This window comes from Spirosoma lacussanchae, from assembly GCF_005870035.1.
Classification (GTDB): domain Bacteria; phylum Bacteroidota; class Bacteroidia; order Cytophagales; family Spirosomataceae; genus Spirosoma; species Spirosoma lacussanchae.
In genome coordinates this window covers 216,991-230,714 of record NZ_SWJG01000004.1, presented here as the reverse complement: position 1 = coordinate 230,714, position 13,724 = coordinate 216,991, and the positions used below count along the sequence as shown (strand labels likewise).

Below are 13,724 nucleotides of genomic sequence, written 5' to 3'. Positions count from 1 at the left end.
GGGAGCGGTCTCAATAGCTCCGGTTATGTTCACCAGCTGTTGAGACTAATACGCCTGTTTATGAGGGGGTTGTTATCGTTTCTCGCCCCGACTTAGGATTTAAACTGGCGGAGGTTGTAGGTGAACGTCAGCATGAAATACCGGTTCAGCACCAGCGAGCGGTTATCCTCCAGGTAGGTTTCTGAAAAGGTCCGGCTGATGCTGTTGTTCTGGTTGAGCAGGTCGAAGACCGACAGCTTCAGCTCGCCGTTCTGACTTTTGAACAGCCGCTGGGCAATGCTGGCGTTCCAGAGTGCAAACTGCTGGTTAAACCCGCCCGATAAACCGGCGTATTGCTGGTAATTGATATCCGACCGCACCACCAACCCCTTCCACGGATTCCAGGTCAGGTTACCACCGGCGGTCTGGGTCGTGAAGTTGTTGTTCAGCTGGGGTTGCAGCGTATTGACCACTTTGTTGTACCCATACGAGTAGGAGAGGGTAAAGTCAATTTTTTCGCTGATGTTGCTGCTCAGTACGAGTCCCTGGCTGAAGGCGTAGGTGTTGGCCCGGTTCACCTCGTTATTGATCAGGCTGGGGGTCTTGTTATAACTCAGCGAGGTATTCAGGTTGAGGTTGCTTTTCATGAATGTCAACGGGGTGCCAAACGAAAAGAAGGTTCTCAGATTCAGCGCGTCTTCCGTGTTGACGGGGCGGGTCAGCTGCGTACCTTTTTGCAGGAACACGCCCTGACCCGTTGACGAAACAACCCCCGGCACAAACCGCGACGTGTCGGCAATGAATAGCGACGACCCGATAGGACTTTGGGTGTAGTTCAGGTTCACCAGCGCCACAAGGCTGTTGGCTTTCGAGACCGACGTTTTGGTGAAGCGCGTCATCAGCATGTGGCTGTAGCTCTGGTCGAGATCGGGGTTACCGATGGTCTGGAGCAGGGGGTTGGTGTTGTTCAGCACATTTTGCAACTGATTGATACTGGGCGCCTGGGTACTGGTTCGGTAGGTGAAGCGCAGTCGCAGATCGTCGGTAAAGCGGTAGTCGGCCGTAACGGTGGGCAGCAGGTTGGTGAAGGCCCGCGTAACCCGATCCACCCGCGGAAAGAGCTGGTCGCTGATGAGGTCGGCCCGTTGTAGGTTCAGCGCGGCCGAAAGTCGCCATGTTTTGGTATTCAGGTTGTAGCCAACGCCCGCCCGCTGGGTCAGGTAGTCGTTGTCGAAACGGTTACTGAGCAGTGAATCGAGGGCATCGTACCGTTCCGACAGGGGGTTGAGCCGGTAGGTAAACCGGTCGGCGTTGCTGTGGTTCAGACCGGCGTTGTAGGATAGTTGCAAAATGCCCTGTCCCAGTGGCTCGGTGTAGTTGAGCCCGGCCGAGAGCTGGTAGCTGTTGGAGCGGGTGTTGGTTTGCTGGTTGATCACCTGCCGTACGGTATCGACCTCGAAAAAATCGTTCAGCGAGGAGAGGTTGCTAAGGCCCGTACGGTCGTTGAAGGTGGTGCCCAGGTTCACCGAGAAGGTGCGCCCCCGTTTCTCGAAGCGGTGGCGGAACAGCAGGGAGTTGTTGAACGAGTAGCCCTGGTTCCGGGACGAGAAGAGGTTTTCAGACTGGTTGAGCAACCCGGTACCGAGTCGGGTTTCGCTGTTGGTGGTTGAGCCCGACTCATTGGTCTGAAAGCTCAGCCGGGGCGTCAGCAACAGGGAGTTCTTTTTATCGAAGGTATATTCGAGCCGGAAATTGAGCCGGTGGTTCAGGTTCATGCCGTTGTCGGCCGACTGCTCCCGGTAGGTCTGGGTCGAGTCGCCGGTGGTCTGGTAGTATTCCCGCAGCGACGACTGCTCATTCCGGTTGCGGCTCTGGTTCAGAAAGTAACTACCCCGGACCGTCAGTTTAGGACCCCAGTTGTCGCTGTAGTTGATACCCAGTGAGTTGGTTGTATTGATGCCGCTCTGCTGACCAACCAGGAAGTTGTCGGTGCTGCCGCCGTTGCCGGGATTACCACCCCCCCGTCCCCCCCTGCCGCCACCGGCGCGTCCACCTCCGCCCCGCTGACCACCTCCACCACCTCCGCTGCCCAGCACGCCCAGCAGATCCTGACTCGAGAAGTTCTGCTGGTTCACGTTGTTGGTTTGCCCGATGATCGAAATGCGCCGGTCGCCTTTGAACAGATTCACGCTTCCCCCGGCTGCGTAGGTCGCATCGGTACCCGCCACGGGTGTGCCCAGACCGGCGTACACTTTACCAAACTGTCCGTTTCGGCGGTCGGGCCGGGTAACGATGTTGATGGTCTTGAGGGTATTGCCGTCGTTGACTCCCGTAAACTGCGACTGATCGCTGAGCCGGTCAAACACTTCAATTTTGTCGATGACCTCGGCGGGCAGGTTCCGGAGCGCAATGGCCGGGTCGTCGCCGAAGAACGGTTTGCCGTCTACGAGGATTTCGCGCACGTCTTCGCCCTGTACTTTGATGCCTCCGCCACTCAAATCGACTCCCGGCAGTTTGCGCACCAGGTCTTCGGCCTGGGCATCGCGGTTTACCTTGAAGGCATTGGCGTTGAACTGAATGGTATCTCCTTTCTGCTCAGCAGAAACCGTCTTGCCTTTTACCACCACTTCGTTCAGCTGACGGGCGGTTTCGCGTAGCTGGATCGTTGGCAGCTGAACCCGCCCCGAGTCGATACGTATGGTCTCAAACGCGGGCGTAAACCCCACAAACGAAGCCTGGAGCCGGTACGAACCGGTCGGCAGATTGTCGAAGGTGAAGCGTCCGGAGAGGTCGGTAACGACCCCGCGCCGGAGAGAACTGTCGGGCTGACTGGCGAGCTGAACGGTTACGCCGATCAGCGGTTCGCCTTTGGTGTCGGTAACCGAACCGTCGACCGAGCCGACCGACTGGCCGTGGGCAACCGAAGCCAGCAGCCAGAGAACGAGCAGGCAGCCACCAAAGCGGGCCGTGCGATACAGGGGGAGGATGTTCATAACGTCGAACGAAAAAGGGCGGAGTCAGACGACTCCGCCCGTGTGGATATGCTGCTGAACAGGAGGCTTAAGAGCGGTTGGGTCGGCGGCCCGCCCCGCGTCCGTTACGAACCGGCATCTCGCGGTTTTCAACGATCTCGCCTTTGCTATCGACAATCAGGAGCCGCCGGGGTTTGTCGGTCTCTGCCAGTACAACATAAAATCTACCCTCCTTGCTTTTGGCAATGCGCTTCATGGCTGCATTAGGATAGGATTGTTTAACGAACGGGGCTACCGTGGCGGGTAGCTCGGCTGCGGTTACCGGCTCCATCTGGCGGAACCGGCCGCCGGGACCCCGCGTGCTATCCTGTTGCGTACGGGCCTGCTGACCATCCCGGCTGTGTCGGCGTTGCTGGGCGGTGGCGTCAGATAAATAGAACAGGAATACGAATACGGTGGCAATGAGTGTTTTTTGCATGGGTGTTTATTGGATTTGTTGTTGGCTATTCAGTCATCGTTCAGATGCCGTTCGTACCCTTAGGCCCCGGTACGCAACTGAACTTGCGGTCCGGCTCAACTTTTTTTTGCGTGGTCCGATCCGACCGGCACTCCCGACACTCGGCAGGGCGACTGACTCAGCGAATTGAATCTGACGGCGGCCGGGTTTCGGTACGCCCGTCGCGGTTGCTTCGGCGAGAGCGGGGCATCCGGAAAGCACGTTCGGGTAGTTTGCTCATGAGCTGGTTGAGCAACGCCCGCTGATCGGGCGTGCAGATAGCCGCAATCCGGTCAAAATGGGCCAGGGTCAGGAGGTCAATGTCGGTCGCCTGTCGATGGAAGGCCAGCAGCCGGTCGCGACGCTGTGCCTCGGTTAGCGAGGAGTCGGTTAGCCGGAAATACGCCCTCCGGGCCTGCCGCAGGGTCTGCACTCGGGGTTTCATCTGCTGAAAATACGTGCGTTGCAGGGCCGTGAGCTGTTGCCGCTGCCCGGGCGAAAACCGCAGGGTGTCGGCCAGAAACGTGCGTTCGCGGAGCCGGTTGCCTCGAAAGTCGGGGCGGGCAGGCCGTAGCCAAAGCCAGCTGAGCAGGCCGATGTTGAGCAACACCAGTACCACAACCAAGCCCGTAAGTAGACGGATGCGCCGTTGATCATTCATAAGCAATCGTAATCGGGTCTATGTCGTAATCGTCCAGGATGGGATCGGTATCGGCCGTGGCCTGGTCCGGCCTGTTCGGTTCAGACAGGGCCAGGTCTGGCCCCGCCGGTTTTTCAGTGATCCAGTTTGACCGGATCACCGCGCCAGCATTCAGCATAATCAGCAGACTCAGGGCCGCGTAGGCGTAGGCCGGGCGACGAAGCCACCACGGCAACCAGCCAGCCGACTCGCCGGACTGGGCCAGCCGGGCCTGCAGACGGGTATAGAAAAAGGGGCTGGCTTCGGGCAGGGGGCGTTTGCCCCAGCGCTGGAAGTCGGTTTCCCAGTCGTTTGACCCGGTTGGTTTCTTTGTTGAATCGTTCATGAGTTCCTGTAAGGGGTTAATCGTTTCCGGAGGGTCTGGCGCGCCCGAAACAGCAGTGACTCGACGGCCGAAACCGAGGTCTGCATCACGGCCGCAATCTCCTGATATGACAGTTCTTCCTGATAATGCAGCGTGAACGCTATTTTCTGCGACTCGGCCAGCTGCTGCACGGCCTGGTTGATGACCTTGATCCGTTCGCGGTCTTCGAGGCTGGTTTCGGGTGTCTGAAAGTCGGGTGGGTCGTAGATGGCCGACTCGTCGGGACCGAACAGACTGGTCAGAAACGCGAATCGTTTTTTTCGCTTCCGATCCCGCTCTTTCTTCAGCGCCCGCGACGTCGTGAGCCGGTAAAGCCAGGTCGACAGGCTGGCCTCCCCGCGAAACTGGCCCACGGTTCGGTACACTTCTTCAAACACCTCCTGGGCTACATCTTCGGCTTCTTCGGGCGTTGGAGCGATAGCCAGGGCCGTGCGAAAGACCCGGGTCTGGTAGGTGTCTACCAGCCAGCGGAAGGTAGGTTCGTCGCCCTTCCGAAGGAGTTCGAGTCGGTGTAGCTCATCGGCCTGTTCGTTCACTAGCGCACAGTTGTTTCTGATTCAGGTCCCGAATCACGGCTAAACTTGCGGTCGGTGGCAAAAAAAGTTTTCCGGCCGATGCCAAAGCACCAAAAGGATGGATGCAGAAAGCTACCCATTCCCGGCTTATGGCCTGGACATATACGAATCATAGTCAGGTCGGACTACTCAGCCCACCAGCGGAACCCGCACCCGAAACTGGTTGTCGGCGTCCTGTATGTCAACCGGTTTGGGCGTCAGAAACTGGTAGAGCAGGGTCAGGTTCTGAAGCCCCAGCCCGTTGGAAGTGCCGATCTGTTTTTTGCGCTGGACCGGATTCGAAACCGTCAGGTATTCGTGGTCGGTCGTGATCAGTATCGGTAGCGGCTGGGCTTCGCTGATGACATTGTGTTTAATGGCGTTTTCGATCAGGATCTGAAGCGTAACGGGTACAATCAGTCGCTCGGTATCGTCGGGCTCGATCTGGCAGCGAATCGACAGGGTGCCGTCGAAACGGGTTTGCAGGAGCGACACGTAGTTTTTGATGAACGCCAGCTCGGTCTCCAGCGGCACCAGCTCACGGTCTTTGTGCTGCAACACGTACCGGAATACCCTGGAGAGCTGTTGCAGAAACCGCCGGGCCAGCGCCGGATCGTCGTCAATCAGGTTATCGAGCGACGACAGGCTGTTGAAGAGAAAGTGGGGGTTCAGCTGATTTCGGAGGTTGTCGTACTGGACCTGCGCTTTTTCTTTTTCGAGCCGGGCAGCCCGGAGCTGGTCGGCCTGCCAGCGCTGAAACAGCTGGTTGGCAATGAACCCCAAACTGATGACAACGTTGGCCAGAAAAATACCGACGCCCAGCGCGATCAGGGTCAGTCGGTTGAAGAACTCCGACAGCGACGGAACAATGCGATGAACAACCAGCATACTGCAGATAATCAGTACGGTCTTAACCACCGACCAGCTGCCGATCAGCTGAATGACAATGCGTTTGGTTACGCTACGTTCGAACGGAAAGCGCAGATTCAGCCAGTGGTTGAATACGTAATGAAAGATCCAGACGGCGTTCAGCATCATCATCGTGACAATGAACAGCAATGCCTGCTGCCACCACCGGATGTCGGGCAGTACCCAGTACCGGACGGCAATGCCCATGATTGAGATGTACAGAAACGCCAGTTCAATGCGTTTGTCGATGTGAATTTTCATGGCCGCTGATGATCTTGCCGTCGCTCATTTCAATGATACGGTCAGTGCCGGCCGCAAAATCGGGGTCGTGCGTAACGGTGATGATGGTTTGCCCCTTTGCCGCCAGCTCCTGAAAGATACGGAACACGTTCTCGGAATTGGCCCGGTCCAGGTTCCCGGTCGGTTCGTCGCCCATGATGATGGTCGGGTCGTTGATCAGGGCGCGCGCAATCGCTACCCGCTGCTGTTGCCCGCCCGACAGTTTGCTGGCCGGTTTCCGGGCATAGTCGGCCATACCGATCAGTCGCAGTTTTTCCATGGCTCGCTCTTCGATCTCTTTCTCGGGATACCTGCCCAGTTTGAGTCCTGGTAACATAACGTTTTGCAGGGCCGAAAATTCGGGGAGCAGAAAGTGAAACTGAAACACGAAACCCAGGTGCTCGTTGCGGAACTGGGCCAGGAAGTTCTGACTCCGTCCGGTTAGGGTCGTACCGGCCATGTCGATCTCCCCGTCGTAGTCGGTGTCCATCGTCGAGAGCAGATAAAGCAGGGTACTTTTGCCACACCCCGACTTACCCACTATGGCCAGAAATTCGCCCGTCTGCACCTCAAACGTGACGTCTTTCAGAACCTGAAATTTATCAGGATCATAAAAAAACTTGTTCAGGTGCCGAGCCGAAAGAACCGTAGACATTGTTTTAGTGATAAGTGATAAGTGATGAGTGATGCGCGTAGATGACCGGTAAGAACTCATCGCTCATAGTTCATCACTCATCACTCAAAAAATCTATCCTCGTAATATTGAGACTGGGTCTACCTGGGCGGCTTTGCGGGACGGAAAATACCCCGCCAGCACTGTCGTGATGACCCCGAACAATAGGCCCAGACCGTAGTACGTACCGTCGAAAATGACCGGGAAGGTTTTGATGCTTAGGAAATCACCCGCGTTGAAGGGCGTGATCGAGAGCAGATAACTTAGCCCGAAGCCGATGGCCAGCCCCAGGAGGCCGCCCGTAAAACCGATAAACACGGCCTGCAACAGAAAGATAGCGACCACATCGCGCCCGTCGAAGCCGGTGGCTTTCAGGATCGCAATGTCCTTGATTTTGTTGATGACGGTCATGTTCATAATATTATAGATGCCAAACCCGGCCACGACGAGCAGCGTGATGGACACCACGTAGGTGAGCATATTCCGGATTTTTTCGCCGGCCAGGATGGCGGTGTTGGCTGTGGCCCAGTCTTCGGTGTAATAGCCGTAGACAGCCCGTATCTTCTGGCCGAAGGGAAGCGCCTGTAGTGGGTCGAACATCTTGACGTGAATGTCGGTGATGTAGCTGGGGTCTCGCTGGAGAATCTCCTGTACCGTAGCCAGGTTGGCGTAACTCTTGGTATTGTCGACCGTGCCGACGCCGAACCCGAAGGTGCCCACCACGCGCAAAATCCGGGTGCTGCCGGTAGGAGTCGTTACCGTGACTTTGTCGCCAATCCGAACGTTCAGCTTGCGGGCCAGTACCGTTCCCATAATCAGGCCGTCGGGATTGGTTTTCAGCGTGTTGAGGCTGCCCGACTTGAGCCGGTTTGTCAGTTTGTAAAGCCGGTTCTCGCGGTCAATGTCTACGCCCGAGATGGTGCCGGAGAGCTGAATGGGGCCGTTGTTGTAAAAGGCCTGGGTCGCTACCTGGGGCGATACCCCCAGCACCCCTGCTTCGCGCCCGATGCGTTCGGCAATCTGAAGTCCGTTCTTGAGTCGCGCCGATTCGTCTTTCGGCTTCTGGTGGTAGACTACGTTGAACCCGCCGGGTTTCTGTTCGTCGATCAGGCTTGGGCGCTGCGTGTTCACTTCGTTATAGACCCGGATGTGCGGGCTGGCATCGAGCGCCGAATCTTCCAGAAACTGGTTGACGCCCTGCATGAACGAGATCATGGTGATGAACATGGCAATACCGAAGGTGACGCCGAGCATGGCAACCAGTGTCTGGCGTTTCTTGGCCAGCAAATGCGTCCGGGCAATCTGAGCCGCTATGTTGATGTTCATGAGAACGAAAGATTGAGTGAATCGGTGATTGAGTGTAGACTACTGAAAAACAATGCAATCGCTCAATCAATCGAAATCAGTTTGGAAGCCTCCGTCAGGCCGCCTTTCACCTCAACCAGGTCGAAATTTTCGGCGCCTTTCCGGAAGCGTACTTTCTGCCGGTTACCACCCTGCTCGATCCAGACGCTGTCGGAGCCAACGACGTAAGATTTCGGTATGGTCAGCACGCGCCGGTTCTGGCTGATGATGATGTTGGCTTCGACCGTGAGGCCGTAATAGGACGCGGGGCTGGCATCGGTAAATTCAGCGTCGACCCGAAACGACTGATCGGAGCGATTGAGCTTCGGATAGATTTTGGCGATGCGCGCCCTGAACACTTTGTCGGGATACACGTCGGCCTTCAGCATGACCGTCTGCCCAACCCGTATCCGGCCGAAGTCGCTCTCGTCGACGGCCAGCTGGGCGTACAGCTGGTGGCTGCTGCCTACCAGAGCCAGCTGGTCACCCACCCGCACTACCTCGCCGGGATCTTTATAAACTTCGTACACCTTGCCATCCACAAAACTGCGGACCCGCGTGCTGCGGCCTGCCTCTTCCGAAGATATCAGCTGACTGCGGTTGTTTTCAACGTCGACCTGAATCTGATTACGGCTCCGCTGGAGGGTGTTCAGCTGCGCCCGCAGGTTATTGCGGGCCAGAGTGTAGTTCAGCTCAGCCCGTTCCAGCTCGGCGCGGGAGGTGGCATTCTGGGCATACAGCTCCCGGAAGCGGCTGTAGTTGATCGAGTCGTTGGCGAGTCGGGTGCGGGCGTTCCGGACCTGGGCTTCCAGTTCGGCCAGTACCGGCGAGTTGGCGCCCAGGTTGGCCTGGGCCTGCCGGTAGGCGCTGGCAGCCGCTCGTTGACGCGCATCTTCGGCCGCGCTTTCGAGCACAAACAGCAACTGGTTCCGACGGATGGTATCGCCTTCGTTGATCAGTCGCTGCTGCAACAGGCCCGTGGCGTCGGCCGTGACGGTATACTCATTTCTTGGGTAGATGCTGCCCGAAGCGTAGACCGCTTCGGTGAGGTCACGGTAAGTGGGTGATACCCCCTCGCTGCCCCGGTTGCAGGCAGACAGTATTCCCAGGAGGCCTAACAGGTATGGGTTTGTTTTCATGTGTGCAGTTAATTGTCGGGATGCGGGCCATGGTGTACGGGGCGGTGTCAGTCGTCACGCCTGGTCTGGTCGGGTTTATCGGCCGCTGCGGATCTGCAGGATGGTCTGGTTGATAAATACATTCGAGAGGTTGGTCAGGAACCGGTTTTGCGCGCTAAGGGCTTCGTTGAAAACGTTCAGGTACTGGTCGTAGGCGAACAGGCCCGAGCGGTACTTAACCAGGGCAATCTGGACGTTCTGATGGCTGAGGTCGTAATTCTGCCGGTTCAGCCCCAGCGACCGAACGGCCTGGTTGTATGTGTTCCGGACATCGTCAGTATCGGTTGCCTGGCGGTCGCTTTCGTAGGCCAGTTCGGCCTCGGCTACTTTCAGCAGCTGCCGCGCCCGGGCGATGTTGCTGGTCCGCAGGCCGCCCGAGTAAAGGGGGTAGTTGAACTGCAAACCCGCTACGCCAATAGTGAACCACCGTTCATTCGGGTTCAGGAAATTGATCTGGTCTCGCTGGGCCTGCTGCGTATAGCGTCCATAGGCCGAAAGGGTTGGCCAGCGCATGAGCCGTTCGCGGTCGAGCTGTAATCGCGACAGAGCCACCCGCGATTGCTGAAGGGTCACCTGGGGTCGTTCGGCCGGGCTGCCTGTCGGTTCGCTGGCCAGGTTGTCGATTGGGCGGTTGGTTAGTTCTTCTGCGAGGACCAGGCTATCGGCGGGGGCCAGGCCCAGCAGGAGTTTGAGCTGGGCGAGGTTGCGCGCGTAGGTTAGTTCGTTCTGGTAAAGAATGTCGGTTGTGGTCAACTGTACCGACCGGATTCGGTTGTATTCGAGCGGTTCGATCTGGCCTTTGTCGAGTCGTTGGGCGGCAATCTGCGCCAGCGTATCGGCCGCCGAGCGATTACGTTGGTAGATGCCGATGGCGGCCCGGGTCAGCAGGGTCGCGTGGTACAGGCGCGCGGTCTGGGTCGATACTTCGTCCTGCAACACCAGCGTCTGGTTGTCGATGATACGCAGATTCTGGTCAACAATAGTCCGGTCGGCGCGGGCCGGGCGGTTCAGAATCGGCGCGTTGACTTCAACGCCGGCCGTCAGGAAAAAGGGAAGGCCAAACCGAAACTCCCGAAAATCGCCGACGCGCCCGCCCACAAATTCGGCCGGTACGAGCTGCACGGGTAAGGCGTAGTTGTAATCGAAGTTGGTAAAGAGCCGGGCCGAGGGGAGCAGGCTGGCCCGTACGGCTGTGCGCTGCTGTTCCTGAGCCGTACGGTTAAGCCGGGCGTTGACCAGGTCCGGGTTGTTCCGGCGGGCCAGGGTCAGCGCGTCCTGCACAGAGGTGACAACGGTCTGCGCCGGGAGGGTATGGGCGGTTATGAGCAGACCGGCGATTAAAAAACGGTTCTTCATGGGCGGGGTCAATGAACCCCCAAAAGAAGACTGAACCGGCGGTTTGATCAGAAGCAATTCGCATGAACCAGAAAAAATACCCCACGAAGTTGCCATTTCAGGCCACAAAAAAAGCCGGACCTTATCAGGCCCGGCTGTATGCAGACATCACCGTCGTTTACAGATCGGCAATGGCTTTCGTAATTTCGTCTTTCGTCTTGCCGGTCTTCTGCTGGATTTTGCCGTACATCTCATCGGCCTGTCCTTCTTCGTAGGCCAGATCATCGTCGGTCAAATCGCCATAGGCTTGTTTGATTTTACCTTTCAGTTCGTTCCAGCCACCTTTGATTGTTGTCTCGTTCATGATAGTAGTGATTATAACGTTGAATACATCCGTAGCCACCGTGACTACATAAATAGAACTATGCCGTGACAGAATTGTTTTGGGAAACGTGCTTCGCGATTTTTTCCGAGTCGATGGTCAGGTTGTAGATGACTCCGGTCAGCGGGGTAGTGAAGCCCAGAAAATAGAGTCCGCGCAAGCCCGGATCGTCGAACCAGAGCTGCCTGGGGTAACCTCGTTCATTCAAAATCTGGCCAGCCAGGGTGTCGCCGAGCAGGGGGAGCAGACCCGGCCGGTAACCAGTGGCGAGAACGATAGCGTCGAAAGGGCGTTCACTGCCGTCGGCAAAAGTGACGGTTTTGGGGTTGACCTGACGAATGGCCGGGGCAACAGCAATGGCGCCCGCTTTGATCTGATCGAGGGTGCCGATGTCGATGACGGGAATCTTACCCCGCCGGGTGTCGTAGGAGGCTGGATGGTCGGGTTTCCCCAGTCCGTAGGCCGTCAGGTCGCCCACCGTCAATCGCTGCGACAGCCCCGTCATGAGGTCGTAGAACCAGTGCGGAAACTTGCTCAGGAAGATAGCCGTAGGCTGTGCCGGTCTCCCGAATACGTCCCGACGGACAATATTGATGGGACGACGTACTGAAATAACGGGTCGGGCGCCGTGTTCGAGCAGATCGAGGGCCAGCTCGGCGCCGGTATTGCCCATGCCAACGACCAGCACGTCTTCATTCTGAAACGGTGCGCCGTTGCGATACTCGCGGCTGTGCCAGATGATGCCTCTGAAGGCCGACTGACCCGGCAGCTCTGGTACGTTCGGCACTCGGTTGTATCCGGTTGCGATGATGACCCGTTCGGCCAGAAACAGGTCTGTTTCCGTTTGGACCTCCCATCGACCAGCTGTCTGGCCGGGCCGGATAGCCGTCACTTTCTGGTTGAAAAGGGGTTTGATGCCAAAATGTTCGGTATACTGTTCGAGATATTCCACGAGCTGGAGCCGGGATACGTAGGTCGGGTAACTGGCCGGATAGGGCAGATGGGGCAATGACGAATGCTCCTTGACCGTATGCAGGTGCAGCCGGTCATAATGAGTACGCCAGGCAAAACCCACATAGTCGCTGGCTTCCAGCACGGTGCTGGCAATACCCAGGTGGGCCAGCTGACCAGCCATAGCCAGACCCGCCGGACCGGCCCCGATGATCAGTGTCGTTACGGAATGAGACTGCATGATGAAGCCGTTGGTCGATTAGGTGTACGGATAAATAAGGGTTGAAACTACTAAATAAACGCCGTATACCAGTAAACTCCGGGCTGTATGCTCCGGGCCAGGCCGGTTTACGGAAGAGCGGCTACGGCGGGCTGATGAGCCTGCTTACCTGACTAACCAGCAGCAACAGATACTCGTTAGAGAACAATGAATAATGAAAATAAATAAAAAATTATTGCTACTATTGTTTGTATTTAAACGATTAAGCTTAGTTTTGGCAGTCGTTACGTCAGGACTGCCTCAGCCGGGTAAGGCCTGACCGGATCAGCCCAGCCTGCCCGTATGAACAAGAAGAAAGCCTCCCTGAAAGACATTGCTCAGAAAGCGGGTGTATCGACGGCGCTGGTGTCTTACGTACTCAATGGTAAGGAGAAGGAAAGTCGGGTAGGGGAAGAGATCGCAGCCCGGGTCAGACAGATTGCCATTGACCTGAACTACCAGCCGAATTACCTGGCCAAAAGCCTCCGGAGTGGACGAACCCGTACGCTGGGCCTGATCATCGCCGATATATCGAACCCGTTTTTCGCCAATATCGCCCGGATCGTAGAGGATGAAGCCAAGAAAAACGATTATACCGTCATCATTGGGAGTTCGGACGAAGACGCCGATAAGTCGTGGGATCTGATCAATGTACTGATAAACCGGCAGGTGGATGGGTTCATCATCGTGTCGTCTGAACACACAGAAGAGCAGATTCAGTACCTGAAGAACAGAAACATTGCGTTCGTGTTGCTGGACCGCTACTTTCCGGATATCGATACGGACTACGTAGCGCTGGACAATTACCAGGCTGCCTATCAGGCAGGTATGCATCTGGTAGAGGGCGGTTACCAGCATGTCGGGTTTGTAGCTTACCGGTCGCAGCTGTTTCATATGCGGGAGCGGATTCGGGGGTATGTGGATGCACTCGGGGGCAGCGAGGCCGGGTATTGCGCCGAGTGGCTGACCGAGGTCGAGTTTACCAACGTCGATCTGGAAGTGCGGGCCGGTATCGACCTGATGCTGGCCGCTGAAAAGCCCATCGATGCATTGATATTTGCTACGTACCGCCTGGCGATCAGCGGGTTAAAATACATCAACGAACTGGGCCTGAATGTGCCGGACGATCTGGCTATTGTGAGTTTTGGCCAGGCCGAAGCATTCGATCTCTATTACTGCCCCATCACTTACCTGCAACAGCCGATGGAGGCACTAGGCAAAACATCGGTCGATGTACTGATTAACAAACTCAAAGACCCCCAGCAGGAGCGAAAACAGATCCTGATGGAAGCTAATCTAATTGCCCGCAACTCGTCAAAAATAAAAGTACTCGTTGACTAGGCTTACAT

General features: G+C 56.9%; 13 protein-coding genes. 1 reads left to right on the top strand and 12 read right to left on the bottom strand.

Annotation, left to right across the window (positions count from 1 at the left end; all coding sequences use genetic code 11):
• Positions 1-92 precede the first annotated feature (92 nt).
• From FBR45_RS26760 to FBR45_RS16765, 12 genes are all read right to left on the bottom strand, one after another.
• Positions 93-2,972 carry a TonB-dependent receptor gene (locus FBR45_RS26760; protein ID WP_138504400.1) on the bottom strand — a complete coding sequence of 960 codons (2,880 nt, stop codon included), beginning with the start codon at positions 2,970-2,972 and terminating at the stop codon, positions 93-95.
• 67 nt (positions 2,973-3,039) lie between these two features.
• The gene (locus tag FBR45_RS16815; RefSeq protein WP_138504398.1) at positions 3,040-3,429 is read right to left on the bottom strand and encodes a hypothetical protein; all 390 of its coding nucleotides are present in this window, start codon (positions 3,427-3,429) and stop codon (positions 3,040-3,042) included.
• Between the two features lie 157 nt (positions 3,430-3,586).
• Positions 3,587-4,108, bottom strand: coding sequence for a Spy/CpxP family protein refolding chaperone (locus FBR45_RS16810; RefSeq protein WP_138504396.1), 522 nt, complete (start codon positions 4,106-4,108; stop codon positions 3,587-3,589).
• Positions 4,101-4,472, bottom strand: coding sequence for a hypothetical protein (locus FBR45_RS16805; RefSeq protein ID WP_138504394.1), 372 nt, complete (start codon positions 4,470-4,472; stop codon positions 4,101-4,103). Before FBR45_RS16805 ends, FBR45_RS16810 begins: the two co-directional genes overlap by 8 nt.
• On the bottom strand, positions 4,469-5,047 hold the full coding sequence (locus FBR45_RS16800) for an RNA polymerase sigma factor (RefSeq protein WP_138504392.1): 579 nt from the start codon (positions 5,045-5,047) through the stop codon (positions 4,469-4,471). The genes FBR45_RS16805 and FBR45_RS16800 overlap by 4 nt, the downstream gene beginning before the upstream one ends.
• A 168-nt stretch (positions 5,048-5,215) precedes the next feature.
• Positions 5,216-6,235 carry a sensor histidine kinase gene (locus tag FBR45_RS16795; protein ID WP_138504390.1) on the bottom strand — a complete coding sequence of 340 codons (1,020 nt, stop codon included), beginning with the start codon at positions 6,233-6,235 and terminating at the stop codon, positions 5,216-5,218.
• On the bottom strand, positions 6,207-6,908 hold the full coding sequence (locus FBR45_RS16790; RefSeq protein ID WP_138504387.1) for an ABC transporter ATP-binding protein: 702 nt from the start codon (positions 6,906-6,908) through the stop codon (positions 6,207-6,209). Before FBR45_RS16790 ends, FBR45_RS16795 begins: the two co-directional genes overlap by 29 nt.
• A gap of 93 nt (positions 6,909-7,001) precedes the next feature.
• The gene (locus FBR45_RS16785; RefSeq protein ID WP_138504385.1) at positions 7,002-8,252 is read right to left on the bottom strand and encodes an ABC transporter permease; all 1,251 of its coding nucleotides are present in this window, start codon (positions 8,250-8,252) and stop codon (positions 7,002-7,004) included.
• A gap of 62 nt (positions 8,253-8,314) precedes the next feature.
• Positions 8,315-9,409: an efflux RND transporter periplasmic adaptor subunit gene (locus tag FBR45_RS16780; protein ID WP_138504383.1), complete on the bottom strand. Its 1,095-nt coding sequence runs from the start codon at positions 9,407-9,409 to the stop codon at positions 8,315-8,317.
• Between the two features lie 75 nt (positions 9,410-9,484).
• On the bottom strand, positions 9,485-10,804 hold the full coding sequence (locus FBR45_RS16775; RefSeq protein WP_138504381.1) for a TolC family protein: 1,320 nt from the start codon (positions 10,802-10,804) through the stop codon (positions 9,485-9,487).
• A gap of 157 nt (positions 10,805-10,961) precedes the next feature.
• Positions 10,962-11,147, bottom strand: coding sequence for a CsbD family protein (locus tag FBR45_RS16770; protein WP_077921142.1), 186 nt, complete (start codon positions 11,145-11,147; stop codon positions 10,962-10,964).
• Positions 11,148-11,205: 58 nt separating this feature from the next.
• Positions 11,206-12,357, bottom strand: a complete 1,152-nt coding sequence (locus FBR45_RS16765; RefSeq protein ID WP_138504379.1) for a flavin-containing monooxygenase — start codon at positions 12,355-12,357, stop codon at positions 11,206-11,208.
• A gap of 321 nt (positions 12,358-12,678) precedes the next feature.
• Between FBR45_RS16765 and FBR45_RS16760 the strand changes: the two genes are divergently transcribed.
• Complete coding sequence (locus FBR45_RS16760) at positions 12,679-13,716, top strand: LacI family DNA-binding transcriptional regulator (RefSeq protein ID WP_138504377.1); 1,038 nt, start codon at positions 12,679-12,681, stop codon at positions 13,714-13,716.
• Positions 13,717-13,724 lie beyond the last annotated feature (8 nt).